Genomic DNA, 23,350 nt, shown 5'->3' with positions numbered 1-23,350 from the left:
CATGGCAAAGCGCGCCATCTCCGCCCAGCGGACTCACATGTATCTCGAAGCCGGGTCGGATCGGCCCGCAGCCGCCACAGGGCTTATTCGCAGCATCAGCAAATCCCAGCCGACTGCCGTGGTGCTGGATGACGTGTCGAAACTGAAAAACGGCAACGCGATCTACATTCTCGGCACCGGCTTCGCGAGCATCGACAACAAGACATGGGTCGTGCAGAGCATCGACGAGCAGACAAAATCCTGCATTCTCGCCAATAGCGACACTTCACGCGAGACCGGCGAGTTCTCCAACAACGGCGCGTGGATTCTCCATGCGCTGATCGATCTGTGTGTCGTGAGTTATGCCTTGAACCAGAACGAGGCGGCAACCATCGACACCACCACCCTGTGCGATGACGAGCGCACGAGTCTCGTGGGCTTCGGGGACCCCGGCACCTTCACGTTCGAGTTTTTCATCGATCCCACGGACCCGGATTATCTCGATCTCATGGAGGCACAGCGAAACGGCGACACCCGGATGCTGGAGATTCACTACCGCAACGGTGCGGTGCGCACGCTGCCCGTGATCGTACAGGCCGTGAACGAGAGCGGCGGCGTCGACCAGGCGATCCAGGGCAGCGTGACGATGCGCGTGGCGGGACCATCGGTCCTCACGCAGCCGGTAACGGGTGGCGAAGTCCCCCACTATGTCCTCATCGCCGTGATCGCACCGAGCAGCGGCAACATCCCGTTGAACGTGGTGATGACGATCAACGAGGTGGGCGCGCAGGCCAGCAAGTTCGTGATCGACTGGAAGGACGGCAGCGCACCGCAGACCATCACGACACATCAGGCGCTCCACACCTACACGGTCGCAGGACAGTACCGCCCCACCCTCGTCGCCACCATCGCAGGCAACGAGACCGCACCGTTCAACGCGCAGACCATCGTGACCGCACAGCGTCCGCCGTACACGCTCGTCGCGACGGTGACGCCGACCACGGGTGCCGCGCCGCTCAATGTCACGATGACGCTTGCGGAGACCAACGGTCCCGCCGAGGAATTCGAGATCAACTGGGACGATGGCACGCCACTGGACACCATCACCGCACTCACCGCGACCCATCAGTACGTCTCGCAGGGCATCCGCAATCCGACCGTCATCGCCACGCTCGATGGCGAACGCCAGCCGTTCGTGAACGCGACGCCGGTCGTGGTCTCGCGTCCGCCATACTCGGTGGCAATCCATATCGCGCCGACGAGCGGCACACCACCGGCACAGGTCACCATGACCATCACGGAAACGAACGGGCCTGCCGACTCGTTCATCATCAACTGGGGCGATGGCACAGCGGACGAAACGACGCCCGCGCCGGTCTCGCCGCGCACGCACACCTACATGTCGAACGGCACCTTTACGCCGTCGCTCATTGCGATTGTCGACGGCTCACAACTGCCTGCCGTGACGGGTGGTGAGGTGACGATGAGTGGTGGCGTCTACACGCTCACGATGACCGCCCAGCCGAGCGCCGGTCCTGCACCGTTGAACGTCACGCTCACGATGTCGGAAGTCAACGGCACGGCGGATTCGTTCGATATCGACTGGGGCGACGGCACCGCGATTGCGGAAGGCGTGACCGGTCTCACGCATACGCATCAGTACACGGTCGATGGCGTCTATCTCATCAAGGTCGTGCCGACCGTGGACGCGAGCGCGACACCCGAGGTCACCGGTCCGACGATCAGCGTGGGCAGCACCTACCGGCTCGATGTCGACGTGAATCCGAAGGCGGGTACGGCGCCGCTCGATGTGACGCTGTCCATGAACGAGAGCGAACAGACCGCGCGTAGCAGCAAGGGCAGCAAGTGAAGTTCACCCTGCGGCTACCGGAGCGCATCGGCGGCATCACCGCAGATAGTTTCTGGATCAACTGGGATGACGGCAGCGCGGAACAGCAGATACCGCCTGCGCCGACCGTCACCCATGAATATGTCGATACCGGGACCTATCGCATCACTGTCGCCGCGATGCTGGGCGGCGTGCGGATGCCTGATGTCGTTGCGCCGACCGTTCTCGTCGCCGCGCCCTATGTCCTGATCGCGGACCGGTCACCGTCGAGCGGACCCGTGCCGTTCACGGTCACCGTTACCCTGGAGGAACCCGATACACAGGCTGACAGCTTCCGGATTGACTGGGGTGACAGCACCCCCATCGCGACGCTGACCGGACCCATGCACGCCCACACCTATATGTCGGTGGGCACGTATTCGATCACGGTCACGCCGGTCGTATTCGGCATCCCGAGAGAATCCGTGACGCTGGCACCCGTCACGGCGCTGCTTCCCCCCTACACGTATGGCGCGAGTGTCGAACCGCAGCACGGCGAACTGCCGGCCCTCACGGTCACCTGCACCATCACGCAGCGCAACGGCGTCGCGAGCGAATTCAGGATCGACTGGGGTGACGGGACCACGAGCACCACCACGACCACCACCACGCCGAACGAGCACACCTACACGCGAGACGGCACGTTCGAGGTCTCGGTCACCGCGACATTCCGCGGCGAATCATTGCCACCGGTTTCTGCGGGCGTCGTGGTCGTGGTTATCCCGCCATACGAGGTCACCGCCGAGGTGAGCCCCAGCAGCGGGCAGGCCCCGTTGCTGGTCACCCTCACGATCACCGAGCAGTGGGATGCCGCCGATGTGTTCGAAGTCGACTGGGGGGACGGCAGCGGTCTCGACATCGTGCAGACCACGACGCCGACGCACACCTACGTGAGTGCGGGCACGTTCAACGTGACGGTGACGCCGGTCTTTGCGGGCCTGCGTGACGCGACCGTGGAAGCAGGTACGGTCGAGGTGACCCCGGCGTACACCTACAGCGCGAGCGTCACGCCCACCGAGGGTGACCCACCGTTGCCGGTGACCCTCACCATCACCGAGGCGAACGGCAGCGCCGGGAGCTTCGATATCAACTGGGGTGACGGGACCGTGGAGACCGGGCTGACCGGCCTCACGCACGAACACGCCTATACGACCACGGGCGCGTTCACGATCATCGTCACGGCGCATTACAACGGCGTGGCCCAGGTGCCCTACACGCTCGCGCCGGTCGTGGTGACAACACCGTATGCGCTTGAAGCCTCGGTTTCGCCCACGAGCGGCACCACGAGTGCCATCGCACCGCTCGTGGTCACGCTCACGCTCACCGAGCCGAAGCGGCCCGCGCAGAGCTTCACGGTGAACTGGGGCAATGGCACGGTGCAGACCGGGCTCACCGGTCTCGTGCATCAGTTCTCCTACACCACGGGCGGAACGTTCACGGTGACCGTGACGCCGTATCTCGACGGCGTGGCGCAGACCCCGGTGGTGGCAGGAACCGTGGTTGTGACGTTCCTGCCGTTCTTCATCACCGCGAGCGTCGCGCCGCTGTCGGGCAACCTGCCGTTCACGGTCACCATCACGATCACCAACCACAACGGCATTGGATGGAACTTCCGGGTGCAGTGGGGAGACGGCACCTACGACACCATTTATTCAACCACCGCAACGCATACCTACACGGGGACCGCGACGGGCAACCGCCAGGTCATCGTGCAGGCGCTCTACGGCGGAACCTACGGCCCGGAAGTGCTTGCGGGCACCGTGACGCTGCTCGCACCGTACAGCTACAGCGCCAGCGTTGCGCCGCTCACGGGACCGGTGCCGCACGAGGTGACGCTGACCATCAGCCAGCAGAACGGCACGGCCGAGTCGTTCACGATTGACTGGGGCAACGGCGACCGTGAAGCCGTGCTGGCACCCGGCACCTATACGCACACCTATGGCACACCGGGCACGTTCGGGGTCACGGTGACGGCGACGCGCAACGGCTTGGCGCTCGCGCCGGTACTCGCGGGTGAAGTGGTCGTGCGCTCGCGCTGGGCGCGCTTTGGTGTGGCGCGCTTCGGGCGCGACCGGTTCAGCAATGCAGGGTTCACAGGAGAGGCGCGTGGACTTCCCGTCGAACACCGACCTCGTTGACGGCAGGTTCGTCAACGAGGACGCGGCGCAAGGTATCCCCGGCTCGCTGATCGTTGCCGAATGGGGCAATGCGGTCACCGATGAAATTCTCAACGTGATACGCGCGGCAGGCATGACGCCCGAGGAACAGGACGTATCGCAGTTGCTTGATGCAATCCGCGCGCTACTGGGCGACTCCGCGCCACAGTCAAACCGCAACTACTTCGTGGATGGCAACTTCGATAGCTGGATCGACACGGGGCCGGTCGCGATGCCAACGACAAGTATCCGGACGGCCTCAACCATCTGGCGGTCAAGCCGCAGCGCATCCGGCGCGGGCACCATTCAGGCCGATCCGTTTAATGGCAACGAACCCGTGGGCATGACCTCACCGGTCAGGTACGCCCTTCGACACAACCAGACCACGGCGAGCACCGGAACGCTTGCATCGCGTACCCTGCCGAATCTGCTCCAGACCGTCGAATCCGTCAGGACACTGCACGGGCGCAGCGCAACGTTTTCTGTCTGGCTGCGTTCCAGTGTGTCCATCACGATACCCGGCGTTCTCGTTGAGCAGTCATTCGGCACAGGTGGATCTCCTGCTGGAATGGTGAGGCGCGACAAGGAGGTTAGCTGGACTGTCACGACTGCATGGAGACGTTTTAGCGTGCGTCTCGACATTCCCAGTGTTGCGGGCAGGAACATTGGCACTAACGGTGACGACCTGCTTGGGGTTGGCATATTCCTTCCGCCAGGCGTGACATTTTCGATCTTCGCGGCACAGGCGCAACTTGAAGCATCCAGCCCGCTCTCGTCCTCGGACATTAACGGCAACGGTGGAGCGCCAACGGCGTTTGAATGGCGCGGACATCAGGCGGAACTGGCACGGGTGCAGCGTCAGTACAGCATTTTCCAGTGCAATGTCACGACCGCCATTAATGAGCAGCAGATTTCTTACCCCGTGGTCATGCGCAGCGCTCCTGCATTGACTGCATCAGTCAATAGCGGCTCGGGCGCTGCATTTTCCAACCTCGGCCCGGCGAACAATGGCTGCTACCAGAGTGCAGCGAACAGCTCCGTCGCTACGGCTACCGTAACCGCCGATGCGCGTGTCTAGGAGGCTATCCCGTGTCCGATATTAACGACGAACCGCTACCCGGCAGTGATGCGTTCAAGCGGGTCCGTAATGGCCTGACGGGCGACATCAACCCGGATGCAATCCAGTACACCGAACCGCAGACCGGGATCGTCTGGAGTTTTGTGCCACGTGGTCACCGCTTCTTCGATCTGTACGAGCGCTGGCTCGCAGCGGGTAACACACCACTACCGGCTGACGCGCCGCCTCGCTAGAGACCGGCATGCGCGTCGACCTGAAAATCGCCGGTCGCTTCGTCAACGCGTCAGCCTTCAATATCAACTGGGACGATGGTTCGCCGGAACACCGCATCACGGCGACCGTGGCGACGCACGTGTATGAGGAGCCAGGCGAGTACACGATCCGGGTGTCGCCGGTCGTTTCAGGTGTACGGCTCGATGCCGTACTCGCCCCGACGATTACCGTCGCGGGGAGCGGTTACGCGTTCAGCGTAAGTGTGTGGCCGACGCTTGGTGTCACACCGCTCGACGTGACGCTCGTGGTGACCGAGGTGAACGGCCACGCTGATTCGTTCACGGTCGACTGGGACGACGGTTCCCCCATACAGACCGGGGTCACCGCCGCAGGTGCGGAACATCGCTATCAGGCACCGGGCACGTTCGCGCCGGTCGTGACCGCCATGCACGGCGCGAACGCTTCACCCCCCTATACCGCGAATGCCGTGGTGGTCTCGCCCGCGACCCCGGCGCAGATGACGGTTTCGGTTGCGCGGCTTCGCGCGGCCATTGCGTGAGAGGACCCGATGATGAATGCACGAACGCCCCAGCCGCAACACGCACCGGTATTCGAGGTGCACTTTCTTTCCGAGGAAGTCGACACGGTGATGTTCGGCAAGGTCACCGTGTCCGAACTTCCCGGTCGGCTGCTGCAAACCATCATGGCCGACGCGCCGCCGAACGGCACCGACGAGGTGTCGGGCCTGCGCTTCGCATACCGCCTCCTGTGCGAGACGGTGCGCGGAGCGCATGGCGAACGCCTCACACCCGAGGTGCTGGAGTCGATACCGACACGCGGCCAGAGCGACATCGCCGCGCTGATGAAGGTCTCGGCGCGGCTGAACGGGCTGAACAAGGCTGACGTGGAAAAAGCCTGAGCGCCCCGGTTGCCCGTCTGGTCTATGCAGTGGCCGAACACCTGCACATGACCGCCGGGGCGGTGCTCGACACGATGGGCGCGCACGAACTGATGTGCTGGCAGTACCTTCTGACCGAACGCGCGAGCACCACCGAACGCGCGATGAAACAGGCGTCAGGAGATGAACCGGTTGAACTGAGCGTCGAGGATGAGATCGCGGCGTGGAGGGGATGAGAGATGGCAACTGCGGGATCACTCATTTTCGACATCGCAGCAGACGTGGCACACCTGCGACGGGACATGAAGCAGGCGTCGGACGTTATCACGCAATCGCTGCAGGGCATCCAGAAGGCCGCGAGATTCATCGGTATCGGCATCGGTGTCGCGATGATCAAGGGACTCGTGAGCAGCATCGCGGAGTCCGTGCAGGCCGTCTACGATCAGGCGAGCGCGCTGAACAACCTCTCGCAGCGCATCGGCACCACCGCCGAGGAACTGGCGAAACTGCAGTACGCCGCGAAGCTCTCGAACGTCGACACCGAAGCCCTCACGACCGGCTTCCGCTTTCTGAACAAGGCGCTGCTCGAAGCGCGCGACCCCTCGTCGAAGGCAGCGGCGGCGATCACTTCCATCGGCCTGTCGGTCGACGAACTGCGGCGCATGGACCCCGCACAGGCGATGCGTTCCATCGCCGGGGCGATGTCGCAGTATCAGGACGGCATGGAGAAAGGTGCCGTTGCGACCACCCTGTTCGGGCGTGGCGGGCAGGAGCTTATCCCGCTTCTCAATACCGGTGCCCAGGGCTTCGACGAGGCCGCACGCGAAGCGGAGAACTTTGGTCTCGTGCTGACGAATCAGGCCGCGCAGGCGATGGTCGAATTCAACAATCAGTTGACGCGCATCTCGGCGCTCTCGCAGGGCGTGAGGAACCAGCTTGCCGTGGCACTGCTCCCGGCGCTCGAAGAACTCGCGAAGTGGTTTCTCGAAGGGGCGAGCAAGGGCAGTGTGCTCCAGAAGGTGTTCGACTGGATAGCCGAGACGGCAATCCTCACCGCCGCCGAGATACAGCAGATCACCGGGCGCGTGCAGATTTTCTCGGAAGTCCTTAGAGATTATGGACGTGCCGCGAAGTCGATATTCAATTTCGACTGGAAAGGCGCGGGCGCGGCGATCGGAGACATCTGGGAGAAACCAAAGCAGGGTCTCGCGGAACTCGATTCAACCGTCGAACAGATGAAGAACCGTTCGCGGCAGCGCTACAAGGACCTCATGGCGGGCGTGGGGGACCTGGGCACCGCAGCGACCGGAGCCGGGGGCAAGGTCCTGCGCTTCTCGGATGCGCTCGACAAGGCGGGCGGCAAGGCACGCGCCGCGAAGCAGCCAGTCGACGAGTTCGCGCGCATGTTGAAAACGCTGGAGGACGAACTACGCAAGACGGCGGCGGACGGCGACAAGATGATGGAGATGCTGACCGACCCCAAGTTCCTCGCGATGACCGACCAGCAGCAGGAATCGCTCATCGCGTTGCGCAAGCAGATCGATGACCTGATCGATGACCGTGCCCGCTATCGCAAGGAGATGGAGTGGCAGGCGGAAGTCGAACGGATTGCGGATGAGAACTACCGCAAGCAGGTCGAGAACATGAAGGACTTCGCCAGCGCCACGCTCGACGCGCTGGACCCGACCCGTGAATACACCCGCACGATTGAACAGCTTGTCGAAGCGCTTGAGGCCGGTTACCTCAACACGGCGCAGTTCGCCGCCGCACAGCAGATGGCAGCGGAGAAGCTGGAGGACGCGCGGAAAAAGATGGACCCGATGAAGAAGCAACTCGACGAATTGAAGGACGCCATTCTCGGCTACGGCAAACAGGCGACCGACACGTTCATCGACTTCATCAGCGGGGCCAGCAATTCGTCGAAGTCGTTCGGTGAGATGACCGCCTCGATCCTGCGCGATATCGCCAAGATGCTCGTCTACAAAAACATCATCGAGCCATTGTTCAAGGGGATCGGCGGCGGCGGTGGAATCTTCGGTGGTCTGTTCGGCAGCAGCGCAGCGTTACCAGCAACGTATGGCGGACAGCGCGCAGCCGGTGGCGCGGTGTATCCCGGCCAGCTATATCGCGTGAACGAGTTCCCGTTCCTCTCGCCCGAGATATTCACCCCAAGCGTGCCGGGACGTGTCGAACGTCAGCAGGACACCACGCCGATGAACGTGCAGATCAACGTGTACGCGCAGACCGGCGAAACCGATGTACAGGGCGACAACGCCCGCGCCGTCGAACTCGGCAAGCGCATGGCGGCAGTCGCGCGTCAGGTCATCTCCAACGAGAAACGCGCAGGCGGCCTGCTCGCAGGAGCGTAATCCCATGAACACCCTGATTTACGAAGCGCCCATTGCGGCGCGGCCCGGTCGCGACCTCATCCGGCAGAACAGCGTACCTGCACAGATATGGCGTCGCATGGTCGCGGATGCGGCGCCACGTGCCTCGGGTGCGATCTTCGGGTGGTGTCCGACGAGCGCGAACATGACCGTTGAGCCGCGCGTGATCGTCGTGCAGTTCTTCGACGGCTACGCGCAGCGCCGCCCTGCCGGTCTGAATACGCGGGAGCAGGAGTGGTCCCTCGAATTCACGGACATCCGCATCCCTGTCGCGAAGGCCATTCTCGCCTTTCTGGAGGCACGCAACGGAGTCGATGTATTCAACTGGACACCTCCCCGGCTGGACAGGACGCTCGACGTGATCTGCCCGACATGGGGCTCCAGCTACGGCCAGCGCCTCGTTGACTTCTCACTCACGATGAACGTGAGCGCGACTTTCCACCAGGTGTACTCGTGAACATCCGGGGCGCGTCGAACTCGCTTGCGCCGGGTGCCGTGCTGGAGTTTTTCATGCTCGACCTCTCGCGCTTCAACGAACAGCCGATCTACTTCCACGCGGGCACCAACAAGCTCGACAGTGACGTGACGTGGCAGGGCCGTGTGTACGCGCGTTACCCGGTCAAGGCCGAAGGATTCGAGATGAAGGCACAGGGCACGTTACCGCGCCCTACCCTCGTTGTCTCGAACGTCATGTATGTGATCTCCGCACTGTGCCGCATGTATCACGACCTCGTGGGTGCACGCGTCGTGCGCAAACGCACGCTCGCCCGCTATCTCGACGCCGTGAATTTCCCCGAGGGGAATCCCACCGCGAACCCCGACGAGCAGTTCCCCGATGACATCTATTTCGTGATGCAGAAGACCCGCGAGGACCTTGAGGTGATCGAGTTCACCCTCGCCGTGGGGTTCGACGTTGACGGTGTGCAGCTGCCACGCCGCCAGATCATCCGCAACTCGTGTCCGTGGCGTTATCGCGGCGAAGGGTGCGGCTACGGCGGTGGGCCGGTCGCAGACGTGAACGATGCGCGTGTCACTGAATACCACCTCGACGTGTGCGGCAAGCGTCTCCAGTCGTGCAAGTTGCGTTTCGGTGAACACGCGTGGTTGCCATTCGGGGGCTTCCCCGGAGCAGGCGAATTCCGATAGGAGAACCGCCATGAAATTGCGCTATGTGCTGATCGCGTCACTGCTGCTCGCGGCCTGTGAAAACGTCCCTGATGGGGGGAGCACCGCGAAGGCCGTTCTCACCACGTTCTGCAGGCTGCATCAGGCACAGATTTTTGATGTGCTGCTGACCCCGAAGCAGATCGAGGCCGGTCATGTTATCTGCGCGGCGGTCGGCCAGCCGCTCGGCATCGACGCGCAACCGATGCCCGCACCGGGAACACACGATGGCACGCAACAGTGATCTTTCGACGATGGTGCCGATGGTGCGCATCCACGCCGGGGCTGAAGCGCCCCACGAGTGCTGCGGCGTGATCGTGCGGCGCGTCGACGGTGAACTCCAGTACATGCCGTGCCGCAACGTGGCAAATGAGCGTGACCGGTTCGCGATGCACCCGCAGGACCTCATTGCCGCGGAACAGGCCGGAACCCCGGTGGCCTACGCGCATTCGCATGTATACACCTCACCGGTCCCCACCGACGCGGACCGGGACTGGATGTCACGCACCGGTCTGCCCTGGCTGATCGTGAACCACCCCACCGGCTCGTTCACGATCAACGATCCCGCGCCGTTCATCGCGCCGCTTACCGGTCGCACGTTCGTTCATGGGGTTCACGACTGCTACGGGATCATCCGCGACTACTACGCAACCGAACTGGGGATCGCACTCACCGACTACCCGCGCAAGTGGGGATGGTGGGAACACACCGACGGGCCGGACCTCTACCGCGAGAACTTCGCACGCGAAGGACTCACGGCGGTATGGGACCACGCATCACCCGAGGCGGAAGGCATCGACGCCGACGCGCTCCGGCTGCTGCGCCCGCATGACGTGATCCTCATGCGCATCCGCACACCGCGCGAGAACCATGCGGCGGTCTATGTCGGCGGGAACGTCCTGCTGCATCACCTGATCGACCAGCCGTCGCGCCGCGAGTACTACGGCGAGTTCTACCAGCGCCGCACCACCGCAATCCTTCGTCACCGGAATTTCATGCAGGAGGGCTGATCATGCTCACCGTGCGTTTTTTCGGCGGTCTGCGGACCCGCTTCGGTGACGGGTGGACGCTTGATGTCCACTCGCCACGCGAGGCGCTTCACGCACTAATCGTGCAGCTACCAGGACTGCGCGCGTACTTTCAGGACAACGCCAACCGCCCGTTCCTCGTGCGTGGTGACACCCAGGACTATGACGAGAGCGACCTCCACTATCCACAGTCGACCGGGACCCTGTGTGTGGTGCCGCTCGTGCAGGGCGCGGGCGCGTTCGGCAAGATTCTCGCCGGGATCGCCCTCGTGGCACTCGCGTTCGTGCTGCCTGCGTCGCTGGCCGGGATCACGACCGCGATGGCGAGCATGGGCGCGGCGCTCGCGCTCTCCGGTATCGCGCAGCTGCTCTCGCCACGACAGAAGGCCGAACCCACCCCCGAGAAGCCCGAGAACGAGCCGTCGCTCGCGTTCGATGGTGCCGTGAACACGATGGGCCAGGGCGGGTGTGTGCCGCTCGGCTACGGTCGGATGCGGGTGGGTTCCGCGATCATCAGTGTCGGCTTCTCCACCAATAACGAACTGCTGCTCTGACGGTCATGGATACCGAACGGCTCCCGGTCGTTATCGGCGCGGGGGGCGGTGGTGGCGGCAAGGGAGGTGGCAGCGGAGGCGGTGCGCGCACGCCGCAGGAGTCACCCGACTCGTTGCGCTCCACCCAGTTCGCCCGTGTGATCAACCTCATCGGTGAGGGCGAATTCGAGGGTTTTGTGAACGGCTGGCAGAGCGTGTTCGTCGATGACACGCCACTGCAGAACCCGGACGGCACGTTCAACTTTGTCGGCGCGGCTATCGAATGGCGTAGCGGCACACCCGTACAGGCACCGATCAACGGCTTCAGTGAGGTCGAGTCCGAGCAGTCGGTCGGTATCACCGTGACCGTTCACGCGCCGGTCGTGCGCAGCGTGACGAATCCGAACCTCGACGCCGTGCGACTGACCATCGGCTTTCCATCGCTCTCGTCGACCGATGTGGGCACGGGAGACGTGACCGGTGCCACGGTACAGCTTGCGATTGACCTGCAGCGCGAAGGTGGCGGCTGGCAGCAGGTGTGGATCGACACGGTGAGCGGCAAGACCACGAGCCGCTACCAGCGCAGTTACCGCATCCAGCTTGCCCGCTTCGGCGGTGGCGGGTCCTATGACTTCCGCATCAGGCGGCTCACCCCCGATTCGAACACGGTGTATCTCGTCGATTCTTTCCAGTGGGAAAGCATCACCGAGATCGTGCAGTCGAACCTGATGTACAGCAACAGCGCGATCTGCGGCGTGCAGATCGACGCGTCGACGTTCCGGCAGATTCCCAAGCTCGCTTTCGACATGCGGATGCGCCGGGTACAGGTGCCGAGCAACTACGATCCGTGGACACGGGCGTACTACGGCTTCTGGGCGGGCGACTTCAAGGTTGCGTGGACGGATAACCCGGCGTGGGTGCTCTATGACCTCATCACCACGTCACGCTTCGGGCTCGGTGACTACGTGTCACCCGCGATGATCGACAAGTGGACGCTCTACTCCATCGGCCAGTACTGCGACGGGATGGTGCCGAATGGCTTCGGCGGATGGGAGCCGCGCTACACCTGCAACATCTATCTGCAGAGCCGGGAGGAAGCCATCTCGCTCGTGCAGAACCTCGCCTCGATCTTCAACGGCATCGTGTTCTGGAGTGCCGGCCAGATGATCATCGGTGCGGACATCCCCGGCGAGCCGGTGATGACGTTCACCCCGGCCAACGTGATCGACGGACGCTTTACCTACCAGGGCACGCCGCTTAATCAACGGCACACGGTCGCACTCGTCACGTGGAGCAATCCCGCTAACCGGTACGAGCAGGAGATTGAATACGTCGAGGACCGCGACGGCATCGACAAGTGGGGGCTGCGTGAGATCAGCGTCGTGGCGACGGGCTGTACCTCACGCGGACAGGCCGCGCGCACCGGTCGATGGATACTGCTCACCGAGCAGATGCTCTCCGAGACCGTCACGTTCAAGACCTCGATCAACGGGGCGTTCGCCCGACCGGGCGATGTGTTCTACACGGCAGACCCGGTGCGCGCAGGTTTCCGCAACGGCGGGCGCGTGCTCAATGCGACGGCGACGTGGCTGCAGCTTGATTCCCCGGTCGAATTCCTGCCCGGTGTGTCCTACTCCATCACCCTCCTGCTGCCCGATGGATCGATGCAGCGTGTCGGCATCCTGAATCCGATGGCGACAACCGACTCGGTGTGGCTCACCTCGGCGTTGCGTGCGCTGCCCGATCGCCTGGCGATGTGGGCACTCTCGGCCAACGTTGCGGAGAACGAACAGTGGCGATGTGTGAGTTGCACCGAGGATGACGAGGGCAACGTCGAGATGCAGGGCGTCGCCTACCGCCCCGACAAGTTCGCCGCCATCGAACACAACCTGCGGCTGCAGCCGATCCCCACCGGCATCCTGAATCCGTTCTTCGTCGGTCCGCCGACCGAACTGCGCGTGATGGAGTCGCTGTATCAGGTCAATCCGGTGGTGGTCGCAGCCCGCGCGACCTTCTCGTGGCTCGCGCCGGTCGGTGCCGTGCGCTTCGAGATCAGCCATCAGTTCCAGGACGATACGCCGGTATTTACGCAGAGCTTCATGTCGAGCATCGACATCCAGCCCACACGGGCGGGCACGTGGTTCTTCACGGTCGTGGCGGTGAACTCGCTCGGTATCCGAAGCGTCGCGTCGGCGCTCACGGTCGAGATCGTGGCGCTGAATCGTCCGCCCGAGGACATGCAGGACTTTCAACTGGACATCATCAACGACGCGGCGCAACTGCGCTGGCGTCCTGCCGAGAACCTTGATGTGATCGTGGGCGGACAGGTGGTCATCCGCTACTCGTCGCGCATGTCGACCGAGGTGATGTGGGAGGAAGCCACCGAGATCATGCGCTTCGCGGGCGCGCAGTCCAACGGCTTCGTGCCGCTCATGCGGGGCACATACCTGGGCAGGTTCATGAACTCGTCCGGGCGACTTTCGGAGAACACGGCGTACATCATCAGCACCGTGGGGACCCTGCGCGACTACAACGTGGTCGCCACGTTCGACCAGCCGCCGCTATGGGAAGGGGTACGCGTCAATACCACGGTGCGTTATGGCGTGCTGTACATCGCACAGGACGAGAACGACTACGCGGTGTCGACCGAGGCGGGCTACTACTTCGACCCGGACCCGGCACTCGACATGGGACAGGTCTACACCGTGAAGTGTCAGGCGATGCTGGAGGGTGCGGTGTACGGCCTGTTCGACAGCGTTGACCGCTGGCCCGACTGGGACGCGCGGCTCGACGTGGACGGCGAACGCATCGACGAGGGCGGCGGACAGATCGTGGTGTCGATGACGAACGTCAAGCCCGAGGAAGCCGGGGACGAGGACTGGAGTCCGTGGAAGCGGCTGATCTCGGCCGACCTCACGTTCCGTGCCGCGCGCTTCGCCCTGCTCATCAGCGTGAAGGACCGTTCGTGGGGCATGGGGATCACCGACTGTGGCGTGGAGGTCGACGTGCCCGACCGGATTGAATCGCGCAACAACATCCCGGTGCCGGTGGGAGGTGCGGACGTGACCTTCACGGTGCCGTTCATGCAGACCCCCGCCATCAACATCATCGCCCAGGGGTTGAGCACGGGTGACTACTGGGAGATCACGCAGCAGTCACGCACCGGCTTTCACATCGCGTTCTATGCGGCGGGCGGCAACCCGGTCGCGAGAACTGCGGACTGGATTGCGCGCGGCTACGGCTACGAGCACCAGCAGCTGAACGGCATGGGCTATCGCGCCCTCATCGGCGGCAGCACCGCGCAACTGCGTGCGCAACGCATCGCACTCACGAACGCACCGAAAGGAGTGAACTGAACATGGCACAGGTCGCGAACTATCAGGTCCCCGCTCACCCGTCCGGTCTGGAGATGCGCACGCAGTTAAACCAGATCATTCTGGCGCTGATCGGGGATAACACGGGACCCACCGAGCCCACCCAGACGTTCCCCGGCATGATGTGGGGGAACACCTCGAACCACCGGCTCTATCGCCGCACGAACGCCAACGATGGCTGGGTCGACATCGGTCCGCTCGATGACTTTCTCGGTGACGTGAAGGGCAACGTGAACTACGCCATCGACGTAGCGAACCAGAAGGTCGCCCGCACCGGTGACACGATGACCGGGCGGCTGACGATGGGCAACGGTGCGGGCAACCGTCCCGAGATCGCGCTCAAGCGTCTGCCCGACCAGGTGTTCATGTACCTGCGCGGCCCCGATTCGACGGCAGGTTCTGGCGTTGAGTTCATCAATAACGCCTATAACGCCGTCGTCGCGAATATCGACGACGGCGGCAACCTGCAGTTTAACGGGCGCATCAAGAATGAGGTTGAATTCTGGGGTGCTGACTATAACGGTGGCAGCGCTCGTGTCATGCACGGCGGAATCAAGATGGCTCACTGGGGCTACGGGGCTTATGCCGACTTCGCACGCACGCGCGATCAGGATTTTCGCTGGCGCATCCATTACAACGTCAGTAACGATTACCTGGAATTTGTCAATAACGGCTGGGGTGCTGTCGTGATGGGCGCGAATTCGAATATCTGGTGCTCGGGCTACGGCTGGGTATGGGATCACATTTTCGATGCCAAAAACATCGCATGGGGAGCCTACAGCAGCGCCTATGACCGCGCGCCGATCTATGCCACGTGCCAGTGGAACTCGGGGATTCTGGAGGCAGGACCGATCAGCGTGCGGCAGACCATCGACGCGCCCGCGCCGTGGGTGTCGGTCGGCTGGCGTTCGACCTCGGACGGCAACTGGATCACCAACAGCCAGTTCATCCGTTTCATTCTCCTGCGGAACGCGTAAACATCATGGCCAGCATCATCGAGCACATGCTCTCTCACGAGGAACTGGCGTTCCTGCTCCAGAAGCTCTACCCCGGCACCGTGAACGGCGTGGACTACCTCACCGCGCACTGGGTCGACCACGGCAGCGCGAAACAGACCGGACCCGCCACGATCATCGACTGGAAGCGCGGCGACCTTGCCGTGCCGAGCGACGCCGACATCAAGGCGCTATGGCAGAAGCACGGCAAGGAATACAACGACATCGCCGCATCGAACAAGGCCCGCACGCAGCGCAACAGCATGTTGTCGGACGTGGACACCACCATCAACCGGATCGAGGACGGGGGTGGTGATGCAAGCGCCTGGCGGAACTACCGGAAAGCGCTGCGTGATGTTCCCCAGCAGACGGGGTTCCCGCACCGGATCAAGTGGCCCGACAAGCCGAAGGAGTGACATGGACAAGACCACCAGGGCAACAAGCGAGACCGTACCGTTGCCGCCGACGCCCGTTTCCCAGACGCCGGACCCGTATCCCGAGGTGCGCACCACGAGCACCACGGTCCCGAAGGTGGAGGCCCCGCGCACGCCGCACGAGTCACCGGACAGCGTGGCGGAACTGCCCGTGCCCGATGAACCGTCGCAGGGACCGGTGCTGCCGCCGCTGAATGTCCCGGATGAGATTCCGACCACCACCTCGTTTAACCCGCCGCCGATGGTGTACGAGAAGCCCCCGCCCGGTCTCGGTACGGTCTCGCCACCGACTGACGGTGCGGAGCCGATGCCGTTCAGGTTCACGTCGCCACCGCCACCCGTCGTTCCGGCATCCGGCGCGGCGACACCGCCGATCACCATTGATCCCGTCGACAGGCTGTGTCTGTTCCTTGCTGCGAACCCCGATGTGCTTGCGCTCGTCACAGGCACCGCACAACCGAAGGGAGGCTCACCATGATCTCGGCCATCATGACGCTCATCGGCGCGTTCGGTGGAGGTGCGCTTCGCCTGATACCCGAGATGATCAGCGCATGGACTACGCGCCAGCAGAAGGACGATGCGGTGCGTCTCGCGGAACTCCATCTTGAAACAGTCCGTGCTGAACTCGCCAACCGGCTCGACATCGCGAAGCTCGGCGCGGCGAATATCGAAGCCGAAGGACGCGCCGCGCTCGATCGGGCGAAAGCCGAAGCGATGGTGATCGCCCAGCAGGGACAGGCGCAACTTTCGGGCGTGAAGTGGGCGGACGCACTCACCCTGTCCGTGCGACCGGTCACCACCTACCTCATGCTGCTGCTCTATATCGCGTTCAAGCTGATCGTGATCCGCGACGCCGTGCTGCAGGCCGAAAGCACCGCCACCACCGCCACCGTCACGTCGCTCGTGAGCATCGTATGGAACGAGGATGACGCGGCGATCTTCGCCGGGGTGATCACCTTCTGGTTTGCCGACTCGGTACTCGGTCGAAGGAGCAGACGATGAAGCTCTCCCCACACTTCACGCTCGAAGAACTCACGCAGTCGGAGACTGCAACCCGGCACGGCATCTCGAACCAGCCAGGACCCGGCGAGATGGATAACCTCGTGCGGCTCGCGGACGAGCTTGAGCAGGTGCGTTCGCTGCTGGGCGATCTGCCGGTCCTGATCTCGTCGGGCTATCGCTCGCCCGGTGTGAACCGGCTCGTGGGCGGTGCCGCGAACAGTGACCACATGAGCGGGCGCGCGGCGGACTTCATCTGTCCGGGGTTCGGCACTCCGCTGCAGGTATGTCGCGCGATCTCGCAGTCGCCCATCCGGTTCGAACAACTCATCATGGAGGGGACGTGGACACATTTTTCGGTCCCCGCACTGGACGCGGGTGCGCGGCGACAGGTGCTCACCGCCCACTTCAGCAGCAATGGCCGGGTGACCTACACACCCGGTCTCGCCTGATCGACTGGACGGACACTGGGCAATCCACCTGGGCAGAAAGCCGGGAACGGCCCCACGACTCGAATTCCGGGCCCGTGGCGGCTTCGTCGACCTTTCCCGGCGTGGTAGGTCAGCCAGCACGCCGGTAAACCACCACAGGCGTGTTTCGACAGTCGTGGTCTGCGGGCGAAAAAAAACCCGCCGAAGCGGGTTATGCGGGACGCGGGACGCGGGGTCAGCCCTCGTCATCCTCCACGACCATGAACACGAGATGGCGACCACCTTCCAGATACGCCGCACCCGTGCGCGCCTGTTCCCAGGCGGCTTTCATCGCGAGCCGGTACGCCTTCGCGGACCCCTCTAGCTGGAGATCGGTGAACGCCGCACCGATACTGCGATACTGCGTCCAGGTGCCGTTCTCCAGCAGCACGCGACACTTCTGTTTCACGCTGCGACGCGCCCGCACCTCGGGGTCACTCCAGCCGTTCCCGGTGTCGCGTGACGTGTAGTAACGTTCGTTGCGCAGGCGCCGCGCCTCTTTCCGGCACACCTCGGAGCAGTACTGCTGCCGGTGGTGCGCCGGGGTGAACGGCTTCCCGCAGATACCGCACCTGATTTTTCCCGTGGTCACGATCCGCCCTTGATCAAAGCAAAGTCCATGTGGTCACCTGGCGCAACCGCAAGGCCGAGCCAGTCTACCATTGCGAGTGCATGGCCCATGAGGTCACATGTCGCCCGTGGTTTCAGTCAATCGCCGCAAGTACTTCACCGCCGTGCTCCTGTTCAATGATGTACGCACGCAGACGGTGGTACATCTCCGAAAAATGCTCGCGCAGTGTCTCGTTCTCGAACCAGCAGAGCGCACCGAGCACGAACATGGTCACCGTCAGTCCGAACGCGTCCGCGTCCATCTCGCCCTCGTACCCGTTGCCGTGCACCTCCACGTTATAGGCGGGGGTCGCGGCGGTAGGTGTCGGCGCAAGGTAGAAGCCACCGTTCGAGAGTTCATAAAACTCCCAGTAGCCGCCCGTGTAGTCCTGCGACAGCTCGCCCGCCTTGCCGTACACCATCGCCTCGGCCTGCATCATGAGACGCGGGGTGAAGTACTTCGGCAGGAACTTGAGTCGCGTGGACTCGGGCACCGCCGTGCGCGTGATCCTTTCATTGGCCATGGTCTGTTTCCTCTACTTGGTTGTGCCCCCTCGCGGGGGCTGTAGTTACATCTCAACCATCGCGGCGCGGATCGTGGTCGCGCTGTACGGCGCACCGTCCGGGGTGTGGGAGATGTCCAGGAACTGCAATTCCTCAAACACCGCCCGCGCCGCCTTCTCACGCGTCGGGTACTTGCGCACGGCACGTCGCGCCATGTTGTAAAGCCCCTCATCGTTGTTGATCCACAGGCTCACGTTCCAGTGGTTCCAGTTTTTGTGTCCGTTGAACATCGCACCTCTCCTTCAACTACCCTGCACAATCAGTCTGGCCTAAGACGATTAAGACGGGTACGACCCGGCCACTAGGCCACCGCGAGTTCTTCGGGTATGTGGAAGAACTCGGGGTTGAACTCGCCCCACGCTACGGCATCCGGTCCGATCAGTTCGCCACCGATCAGCGCACCACCGAGCAGGTAACCCACTGCGATGCACGCCTCGTGGAGTTCTTCTGCGACCGCGTAGATCGCTTCGTGATGTGCACCCTTGACTTCCGCGACCACCACACCCTCTGCGACCGGACCCTCGGGACCCTCGTACTCCACGACCTCGACGTAATGGTGGGGAACCACCATCCCGTGCGCCTTGAGTGCTTCGAGGACTTCGCCGGGTTCCTTCACAACCGGAACCGCTCCGTATCCACCGAGTCCGATCTTGAGGATGACTTTCATGCCCTTCTCCGTTCCGTCTGTTTCCTTTCCCTTCATCTTGATTATGGATTAAGACGATTAAGACGGCTACGCATAGTGCGGCAGTTGCGTGTGGTGAGGTGTCACACGCATCAATAGAAAAAAGGGGGATTTACGGCAGGAGGGAGATCACAACCACTCCCACGCGTGACCAGCACGCAGGAGACTTTCGCAGACCTGTGGAAGGGGGACACCCTTCATCCCATGAAGGACGGGGGCCGTGCGCACGCAGGACCATCCGGTGCGCGTTTTTCGCCAGATAGCTCCGGCGACAAAGTGAGGGGCTGACGCGCAGAAGCCGATCAACCCTTACAGGCCAACCAGCTTGCCCGTCGTCTCATACTGCTTTCGCTTCGAACTGTTCGAAGCCGTGATCCGGTCCAGGATCGCACACTGCGGACACCAGCTTACCCGTATCGAGTACGGCACGGCTTTCCACTCATGGCCCCGCGAACACTGCCAGAGCAGATGTGTCCAGGCATTCACATAGCGCCCGGAAAGGCAGCGCCCCCCACGCGATGCCGCCAGCGCCTGCATCTCGGCCAGGGTGCCGCGCATGCTGTCGAAATAACACTGCCTGCACCAACCGCCCCGCAGGATGCTTGAGGCTGAAGCGGACCATTCATGCCCGTTTGAACAACGCCATTGCAGCGCAGCCTGACCATTCACATAGGTATCCGACAGGCACTGTCCGCCCCGCGTCCGGGCCAGCTCGTGCATTTCCCCGATGGTATGGCCGAGGCGTGCGAGCCGCGCGCATTCCGGGCACCATCGGCCACGCTTGATCGCGGTCGCCTTCGCCTTCCATCGGTGGCCCCGGTCACACTGCCACTGCAACGGCGTAGCACCGTCAACGTACACAGTGGAAAGACATCGCCCGCCGCGCTCCGCAGCTACCCGCTGCATGGTTGCCAGGTTATCGCGCTTTTTCGCCCGGGCGCAGACCGGGCACCAGGTCCGCGTTTTGACGGCATTGGGTGTCGCGTGCCACCGATGGCGCTCAGCACATTGCCACTCGACCGCAACGCTGCCATGGACATACTCCTGCGCGAGGCACACGCCGCCTCGCGCGAAAGCGACGCGCTGGATGTCCTCAAGGGTAACCTTGACGCTCATTCATGCAATCCGTGAAATCAGGCCGCACAGCCCGCATTCGGATGGGCCTTGACGTGATTCCTGCCACACGGGCACAGCACCTGGTCACCGTCGAGCACGCTCGCGCGACCGTCCTCGCCCATGTTCGTCCCGCTGCCCTCTATCGGGTATTCGCCGGGACAGTTGCCGCACGTCGCCATTTCCCGGTCGAGCGCAATGCGCCGCTCGCCGTCGAACATTGTGGATGCCTTCGCGATCACGTGTCCGCCCGTGGTGGTTGCGTCGCCATCACACACTGCTGCCTTGCTCATGCGATTTCCCTCGTCAATTGGTTTTCAGGGGGACAATTAAGGGCGTAGGAGGAGGCGGGGGCGCGTCCCGGTAATCAAACCGTGCCTCCCATCGCCGCGTACCCTCCCTGTCTGCATGGGGTGCGCCTGGAACATTGGTCTGCAAGCCTTGCGGATCGGGATTGCGTAGCACGCGAAGCACACTGTTGACAACCAGGTAAGGCTCTGACCATGCTTCCTCGGGCGCACCCAGCCAAGGGAAATCTCCCGCCCGGATGAGCAGGCACTTTCCGATCCGCTCGATATTGATATCCGGGCGTGCGAGTTCGGCACGCACCTTTTCCTCACCGCCCAGGCGGTCTACAAACAGGTCGCCAATCAGCGTGTACCAGTTCACACTCTTGACGTAACCGTATCTGGCAACTTTAGCTCCGGGATGAAGATCATCATAAATTGCCGTCATACGTTCCATCGATTTGCCTTCATACGAACCGACAAGATATTCCTTACCCTGCAAGAACGCGTAGCTGTCGATTTCCAGCCCCCGGAACCGCTGCGCCATCACCCATTCCTGCGACAGGTAGCCATGCATGTCATATGGCAGGATGGCCGACAGACCGCCGTAGCCACCACATACCGGAAGCTGCTGGCAGACGAACCGCAGGAAGGCTTCGTACTGCCGGACACCTTCGGGCGTATTGACGAAATCCATCGGCATCCAGAATTTCAGGTAGGACATTAGCCGGTCGGTTCCCTTCTTGTGAACGAGTGGGCTGCCCGGCATCTGGTAGTCCTCAGCCAGCGCCCGACTGGTCAACGTCCCGATTTGGTAGGCTGGTGCGGCGTCTGGGTCATCCGTACTCGACAGTACCGCCTCGACGGCTTCATAGGACGGCGTCTCGACAATGGCACGGCGGATCGACTCGATCCCCGCAGGCGTCCTGCGGCCAAAGTTGCCAGTCCCCTCCGGCCCCCTGCCGCCCTTCATGTATTCGCCAAAGAGTTCCGCGAAGCGGTCAAAGCAGGCCAGGATACCCTTGCGCACTTCCAGCGTTGAACCGCCCCGGAAAAATACCGTGCCGATTACGCCAGGCAGTACGACAAGCCTTCCCTTTCTGTCATGCAGGCACAGTTCCTCACGATAGCGCTGCAGGGCTTCTTCCGGTGTCAGCACTGGTCTTGGCGCATTAGAACTCATTATCCATCCCGTTGAAAAGTCGTTAAATCCAGGAGCTACAAGCGAGGCAAGTTTGGCAATCTAGGCGAGTTCGGCGATCAGCACGGACCCACCTACGGTTACAACAATTGCGACCAGCGCGGCGAGTATGCAGACCAGCGCTTCGGCCAGTACCACGACCACGACGACGCCGGCCACCACCAGCGCGACAGTCGCTATGCCCTCGACGGCAGTAATCAGAACCTGCCCCCAGTTGATCTGCCTGAGCTGTTCTGCTGCAAGATCGGTCTGCCTGCGTATCTGTCGCCAGCCCGCGATCAGTTCCTCAGTGGTATAGCGCCATAGGATGCGGCCCTGACTGGAAACATACTGCCATTCCTTGCCTGTGAAGTCCGCAGCCCAGCGCCCCTCATCGAACAGCCATCCGGCACCCTTGCGCAACCACGCCTGGGTTTCGTCGGAGAGCTGGCGCACACCCTGCCTAGTCGTATCCCACAAGGCCGCAACCTTGCCTTCAGCCGAATCCGCAGCCGCCTCCAGCGCGCTCCACGCTTCAAAAAAGGCAGGTTTAGGTACCGGTTTCGGGGCGCGGAGGCGTCCCCGAATCCGCGTCTTGCCTGCCAGCAGAACGAGAAAGGCGGACAGGACGGCCGCTTCGACCACTTCCTTCGACCGCTGGTCGCCGCCTTCCACCTTCAGCAAGGTCATGTGCCCGGGGTCACCCGCAATCGCAACATAATCGTCTTCTTGGTTCCATCCCCAAGTGTCGCCCGGAAACTTGACCTCAACCAGCCGCTTCAGGTTCGGATCCTGATCCTTTCCATCCTCGTCAACGTCACCGCGTCCCGGCCACCGGTTGTCCGGGTTTGTCACGATGATGACATCCGGGCGACGCACATCGCCCCTGACCGCGCGCACCACCGCGCCGGCAAGCCGCAGCACGGGAAACGGATTCTGGCTATGGCGACGGCCCGGATTTCCGGTATCGGTCGTCGTGCTCAGAAATGGCCTCGGAGCATTTATTCCAAGGCTGGTTATGTATGGTCGCATGTCAAACGACACTTCCGCCTTGTAGGGGAAGTGGAATTGGCGGTCTGTTTCGTCCTTGCGGATTGCGCCGCTCATCGCGACCTGCTTGAGCAGGCTGACGCCCACCAGCCCGTCGCCTTTCGGCACCGTAAAGATGGTATTCGGCCACCACATGGCCGAGCGGATTTTTTCCTCCAGATAGCCCATCGCCTGGTCGGGCAACCGGACATACGTCCGCGTGTCTTCCGTAATGGTGACCGTCTCGTCAAAAGGGGTCATTGGCGTTGCCATGTTCAATTATCCTT

General features: G+C 62.8%; 27 protein-coding genes. 19 read left to right on the top strand and 8 right to left on the bottom strand.

The annotated features are described in order from the left end of the window. Position 1: 1 nt before the first annotated feature. The 19 genes from L0U80_RS16180 to L0U80_RS16090 are packed head-to-tail and all read left to right on the top strand — an operon-like array spanning position 2 to position 17,578. A complete protein-coding gene (locus L0U80_RS16180; RefSeq protein WP_233866607.1) occupies positions 2 to 1,849 on the top strand; it encodes a phage tail tube protein in 1,848 nt (615 codons plus the stop codon). Continuing rightward, positions 1,846 to 4,005, top strand: coding sequence for a PKD domain-containing protein (locus L0U80_RS16175; RefSeq protein ID WP_233866604.1), 2,160 nt, complete (start codon positions 1,846 to 1,848; stop codon positions 4,003 to 4,005). Before L0U80_RS16180 ends, L0U80_RS16175 begins: the two co-directional genes overlap by 4 nt. After that, complete coding sequence (locus L0U80_RS16170; RefSeq protein ID WP_233866601.1) at positions 3,974 to 5,101, top strand: hypothetical protein; 1,128 nt, start codon at positions 3,974 to 3,976, stop codon at positions 5,099 to 5,101. Before L0U80_RS16175 ends, L0U80_RS16170 begins: the two co-directional genes overlap by 32 nt. A gap of 11 nt (positions 5,102 to 5,112) precedes the next feature. Then, a complete protein-coding gene (locus L0U80_RS16165) occupies positions 5,113 to 5,334 on the top strand; it encodes a hypothetical protein (RefSeq protein ID WP_233866598.1) in 222 nt (73 codons plus the stop codon). An 8-nt stretch (positions 5,335 to 5,342) separates the two neighbouring features. Then, complete coding sequence (locus L0U80_RS16160; RefSeq protein WP_233866595.1) at positions 5,343 to 5,873, top strand: hypothetical protein; 531 nt, start codon at positions 5,343 to 5,345, stop codon at positions 5,871 to 5,873. A gap of 9 nt (positions 5,874 to 5,882) precedes the next feature. Then, positions 5,883 to 6,233, top strand: a complete 351-nt coding sequence (locus L0U80_RS16155; RefSeq protein WP_233866592.1) for a hypothetical protein — start codon at positions 5,883 to 5,885, stop codon at positions 6,231 to 6,233. Positions 6,234 to 6,262: 29 nt separating this feature from the next. After that, entirely contained in the window at positions 6,263 to 6,448 is a 186-nt protein-coding gene (locus tag L0U80_RS16150) for a hypothetical protein (protein WP_233866589.1), read from the top strand. Positions 6,449 to 6,451: 3 nt separating this feature from the next. Then, entirely contained in the window at positions 6,452 to 8,581 is a 2,130-nt protein-coding gene (locus tag L0U80_RS16145) for a hypothetical protein (RefSeq protein ID WP_233866586.1), read from the top strand. A gap of 4 nt (positions 8,582 to 8,585) precedes the next feature. Beyond that, a complete protein-coding gene (locus L0U80_RS16140; protein WP_233866583.1) occupies positions 8,586 to 9,056 on the top strand; it encodes a phage tail protein in 471 nt (156 codons plus the stop codon). Then, positions 9,053 to 9,745: a phage minor tail protein L gene (locus L0U80_RS16135; RefSeq protein ID WP_233866580.1), complete on the top strand. Its 693-nt coding sequence runs from the start codon at positions 9,053 to 9,055 to the stop codon at positions 9,743 to 9,745. Before L0U80_RS16140 ends, L0U80_RS16135 begins: the two co-directional genes overlap by 4 nt. A gap of 10 nt (positions 9,746 to 9,755) precedes the next feature. After that, positions 9,756 to 10,007, top strand: coding sequence for a hypothetical protein (locus L0U80_RS16130; protein WP_233866577.1), 252 nt, complete (start codon positions 9,756 to 9,758; stop codon positions 10,005 to 10,007). Beyond that, entirely contained in the window at positions 9,991 to 10,773 is a 783-nt protein-coding gene (locus tag L0U80_RS16125) for a C40 family peptidase (RefSeq protein WP_233866574.1), read from the top strand. Before L0U80_RS16130 ends, L0U80_RS16125 begins: the two co-directional genes overlap by 17 nt. 2 nt (positions 10,774 to 10,775) lie before the next feature. Next, positions 10,776 to 11,345: a tail assembly protein gene (locus L0U80_RS16120; RefSeq protein ID WP_233866571.1), complete on the top strand. Its 570-nt coding sequence runs from the start codon at positions 10,776 to 10,778 to the stop codon at positions 11,343 to 11,345. A gap of 5 nt (positions 11,346 to 11,350) precedes the next feature. Then, positions 11,351 to 14,680, top strand: a complete 3,330-nt coding sequence (locus tag L0U80_RS16115) for a TipJ family phage tail tip protein (RefSeq protein WP_233866568.1) — start codon at positions 11,351 to 11,353, stop codon at positions 14,678 to 14,680. 2 nt (positions 14,681 to 14,682) lie between these two features. Continuing rightward, entirely contained in the window at positions 14,683 to 15,675 is a 993-nt protein-coding gene (locus L0U80_RS16110) for a hypothetical protein (protein WP_233866565.1), read from the top strand. Positions 15,676 to 15,680: 5 nt separating this feature from the next. Continuing rightward, a complete protein-coding gene (locus L0U80_RS16105; RefSeq protein WP_233866562.1) occupies positions 15,681 to 16,109 on the top strand; it encodes an XkdW family protein in 429 nt (142 codons plus the stop codon). A gap of 1 nt (position 16,110) precedes the next feature. Continuing rightward, complete coding sequence (locus L0U80_RS16100; protein ID WP_233866559.1) at positions 16,111 to 16,605, top strand: hypothetical protein; 495 nt, start codon at positions 16,111 to 16,113, stop codon at positions 16,603 to 16,605. After that, positions 16,602 to 17,129 carry a hypothetical protein gene (locus L0U80_RS16095; RefSeq protein ID WP_233866556.1) on the top strand — a complete coding sequence of 176 codons (528 nt, stop codon included), beginning with the start codon at positions 16,602 to 16,604 and terminating at the stop codon, positions 17,127 to 17,129. Before L0U80_RS16100 ends, L0U80_RS16095 begins: the two co-directional genes overlap by 4 nt. Next, on the top strand, positions 17,126 to 17,578 hold the full coding sequence (locus tag L0U80_RS16090) for a D-Ala-D-Ala carboxypeptidase family metallohydrolase (protein WP_233866553.1): 453 nt from the start codon (positions 17,126 to 17,128) through the stop codon (positions 17,576 to 17,578). Before L0U80_RS16095 ends, L0U80_RS16090 begins: the two co-directional genes overlap by 4 nt. Positions 17,579 to 17,792: 214 nt before the next feature. On the opposite strand, the gene L0U80_RS16085 is transcribed toward L0U80_RS16090, so the two are convergent. The 8 genes from L0U80_RS16085 to L0U80_RS16050 form a co-directional block, all read right to left on the bottom strand. After that, a complete protein-coding gene (locus tag L0U80_RS16085; protein WP_233866550.1) occupies positions 17,793 to 18,188 on the bottom strand; it encodes a hypothetical protein in 396 nt (131 codons plus the stop codon). Positions 18,189 to 18,300: 112 nt separating this feature from the next. Next, on the bottom strand, positions 18,301 to 18,729 hold the full coding sequence (locus L0U80_RS16080) for an antirestriction protein (RefSeq protein ID WP_233866547.1): 429 nt from the start codon (positions 18,727 to 18,729) through the stop codon (positions 18,301 to 18,303). Between the two features lie 45 nt (positions 18,730 to 18,774). Continuing rightward, the gene (locus L0U80_RS16075; RefSeq protein ID WP_233866544.1) at positions 18,775 to 18,999 is read right to left on the bottom strand and encodes a DUF7249 family protein; all 225 of its coding nucleotides are present in this window, start codon (positions 18,997 to 18,999) and stop codon (positions 18,775 to 18,777) included. Between the two features lie 71 nt (positions 19,000 to 19,070). Further along, positions 19,071 to 19,436 (bottom strand): hypothetical protein, encoded by a 366-nt coding sequence (locus tag L0U80_RS16070; protein WP_233866541.1) that lies wholly within the window; start codon positions 19,434 to 19,436, stop codon positions 19,071 to 19,073. Positions 19,437 to 19,763: 327 nt separating this feature from the next. Continuing rightward, positions 19,764 to 20,570 carry a hypothetical protein gene (locus L0U80_RS16065; RefSeq protein ID WP_233866538.1) on the bottom strand — a complete coding sequence of 269 codons (807 nt, stop codon included), beginning with the start codon at positions 20,568 to 20,570 and terminating at the stop codon, positions 19,764 to 19,766. Positions 20,571 to 20,587: 17 nt separating this feature from the next. After that, positions 20,588 to 20,860: a PAAR domain-containing protein gene (locus L0U80_RS16060; protein WP_233866535.1), complete on the bottom strand. Its 273-nt coding sequence runs from the start codon at positions 20,858 to 20,860 to the stop codon at positions 20,588 to 20,590. A 13-nt stretch (positions 20,861 to 20,873) separates the two neighbouring features. Further along, a complete protein-coding gene (locus L0U80_RS16055) occupies positions 20,874 to 22,037 on the bottom strand; it encodes a type VI immunity family protein (RefSeq protein ID WP_233866532.1) in 1,164 nt (387 codons plus the stop codon). A gap of 60 nt (positions 22,038 to 22,097) precedes the next feature. Then, the gene (locus tag L0U80_RS16050) at positions 22,098 to 23,336 is read right to left on the bottom strand and encodes a VRR-NUC domain-containing protein (RefSeq protein ID WP_233866530.1); all 1,239 of its coding nucleotides are present in this window, start codon (positions 23,334 to 23,336) and stop codon (positions 22,098 to 22,100) included. Positions 23,337 to 23,350: the final 14 nt, after the last annotated feature.

The organism is Paraburkholderia adhaesiva, from assembly GCF_021390575.1.
GTDB lineage: Bacteria > Pseudomonadota > Gammaproteobacteria > Burkholderiales > Burkholderiaceae > Paraburkholderia > Paraburkholderia adhaesiva.
This window is presented reverse-complemented; position numbering and strand designations above follow the sequence as displayed.

What these genes read in the sequence shown, in the direction of transcription:
- L0U80_RS16180 (WP_233866607.1), top strand. Translation starts at nt 2, where the DNA reads ATGGCAAAGCGCGCCATCTCCGCCCAGCGGACTCACATGTATCTCGAA.
- L0U80_RS16160 (WP_233866595.1), top strand. Translation starts at nt 5,343, where the DNA reads ATGCGCGTCGACCTGAAAATCGCCGGTCGCTTCGTCAACGCGTCAGCC.
- L0U80_RS16155 (WP_233866592.1), top strand. Translation starts at nt 5,883, where the DNA reads ATGATGAATGCACGAACGCCCCAGCCGCAACACGCACCGGTATTCGAG.
- L0U80_RS16145 (WP_233866586.1), top strand. Translation starts at nt 6,452, where the DNA reads ATGGCAACTGCGGGATCACTCATTTTCGACATCGCAGCAGACGTGGCA.
- L0U80_RS16140 (WP_233866583.1), top strand. Translation starts at nt 8,586, where the DNA reads ATGAACACCCTGATTTACGAAGCGCCCATTGCGGCGCGGCCCGGTCGC.
- L0U80_RS16130 (WP_233866577.1), top strand. Translation starts at nt 9,756, where the DNA reads ATGAAATTGCGCTATGTGCTGATCGCGTCACTGCTGCTCGCGGCCTGT.
- L0U80_RS16125 (WP_233866574.1), top strand. Translation starts at nt 9,991, where the DNA reads ATGGCACGCAACAGTGATCTTTCGACGATGGTGCCGATGGTGCGCATC.
- L0U80_RS16120 (WP_233866571.1), top strand. Translation starts at nt 10,776, where the DNA reads ATGCTCACCGTGCGTTTTTTCGGCGGTCTGCGGACCCGCTTCGGTGAC.
- L0U80_RS16115 (WP_233866568.1), top strand. Translation starts at nt 11,351, where the DNA reads ATGGATACCGAACGGCTCCCGGTCGTTATCGGCGCGGGGGGCGGTGGT.
- L0U80_RS16110 (WP_233866565.1), top strand. Translation starts at nt 14,683, where the DNA reads ATGGCACAGGTCGCGAACTATCAGGTCCCCGCTCACCCGTCCGGTCTG.
- L0U80_RS16105 (WP_233866562.1), top strand. Translation starts at nt 15,681, where the DNA reads ATGGCCAGCATCATCGAGCACATGCTCTCTCACGAGGAACTGGCGTTC.
- L0U80_RS16100 (WP_233866559.1), top strand. Translation starts at nt 16,111, where the DNA reads ATGGACAAGACCACCAGGGCAACAAGCGAGACCGTACCGTTGCCGCCG.
- L0U80_RS16095 (WP_233866556.1), top strand. Translation starts at nt 16,602, where the DNA reads ATGATCTCGGCCATCATGACGCTCATCGGCGCGTTCGGTGGAGGTGCG.
- L0U80_RS16090 (WP_233866553.1), top strand. Translation starts at nt 17,126, where the DNA reads ATGAAGCTCTCCCCACACTTCACGCTCGAAGAACTCACGCAGTCGGAG.
- L0U80_RS16080 (WP_233866547.1), bottom strand. Translation starts at nt 18,729, where the DNA reads ATGGCCAATGAAAGGATCACGCGCACGGCGGTGCCCGAGTCCACGCGA.
- L0U80_RS16075 (WP_233866544.1), bottom strand. Translation starts at nt 18,999, where the DNA reads ATGTTCAACGGACACAAAAACTGGAACCACTGGAACGTGAGCCTGTGG.
- L0U80_RS16070 (WP_233866541.1), bottom strand. Translation starts at nt 19,436, where the DNA reads ATGAAAGTCATCCTCAAGATCGGACTCGGTGGATACGGAGCGGTTCCG.
- L0U80_RS16065 (WP_233866538.1), bottom strand. Translation starts at nt 20,570, where the DNA reads ATGAGCGTCAAGGTTACCCTTGAGGACATCCAGCGCGTCGCTTTCGCG.
- L0U80_RS16060 (WP_233866535.1), bottom strand. Translation starts at nt 20,860, where the DNA reads ATGAGCAAGGCAGCAGTGTGTGATGGCGACGCAACCACCACGGGCGGA.
- L0U80_RS16055 (WP_233866532.1), bottom strand. Translation starts at nt 22,037, where the DNA reads ATGAGTTCTAATGCGCCAAGACCAGTGCTGACACCGGAAGAAGCCCTG.
- L0U80_RS16050 (WP_233866530.1), bottom strand. Translation starts at nt 23,336, where the DNA reads ATGGCAACGCCAATGACCCCTTTTGACGAGACGGTCACCATTACGGAA.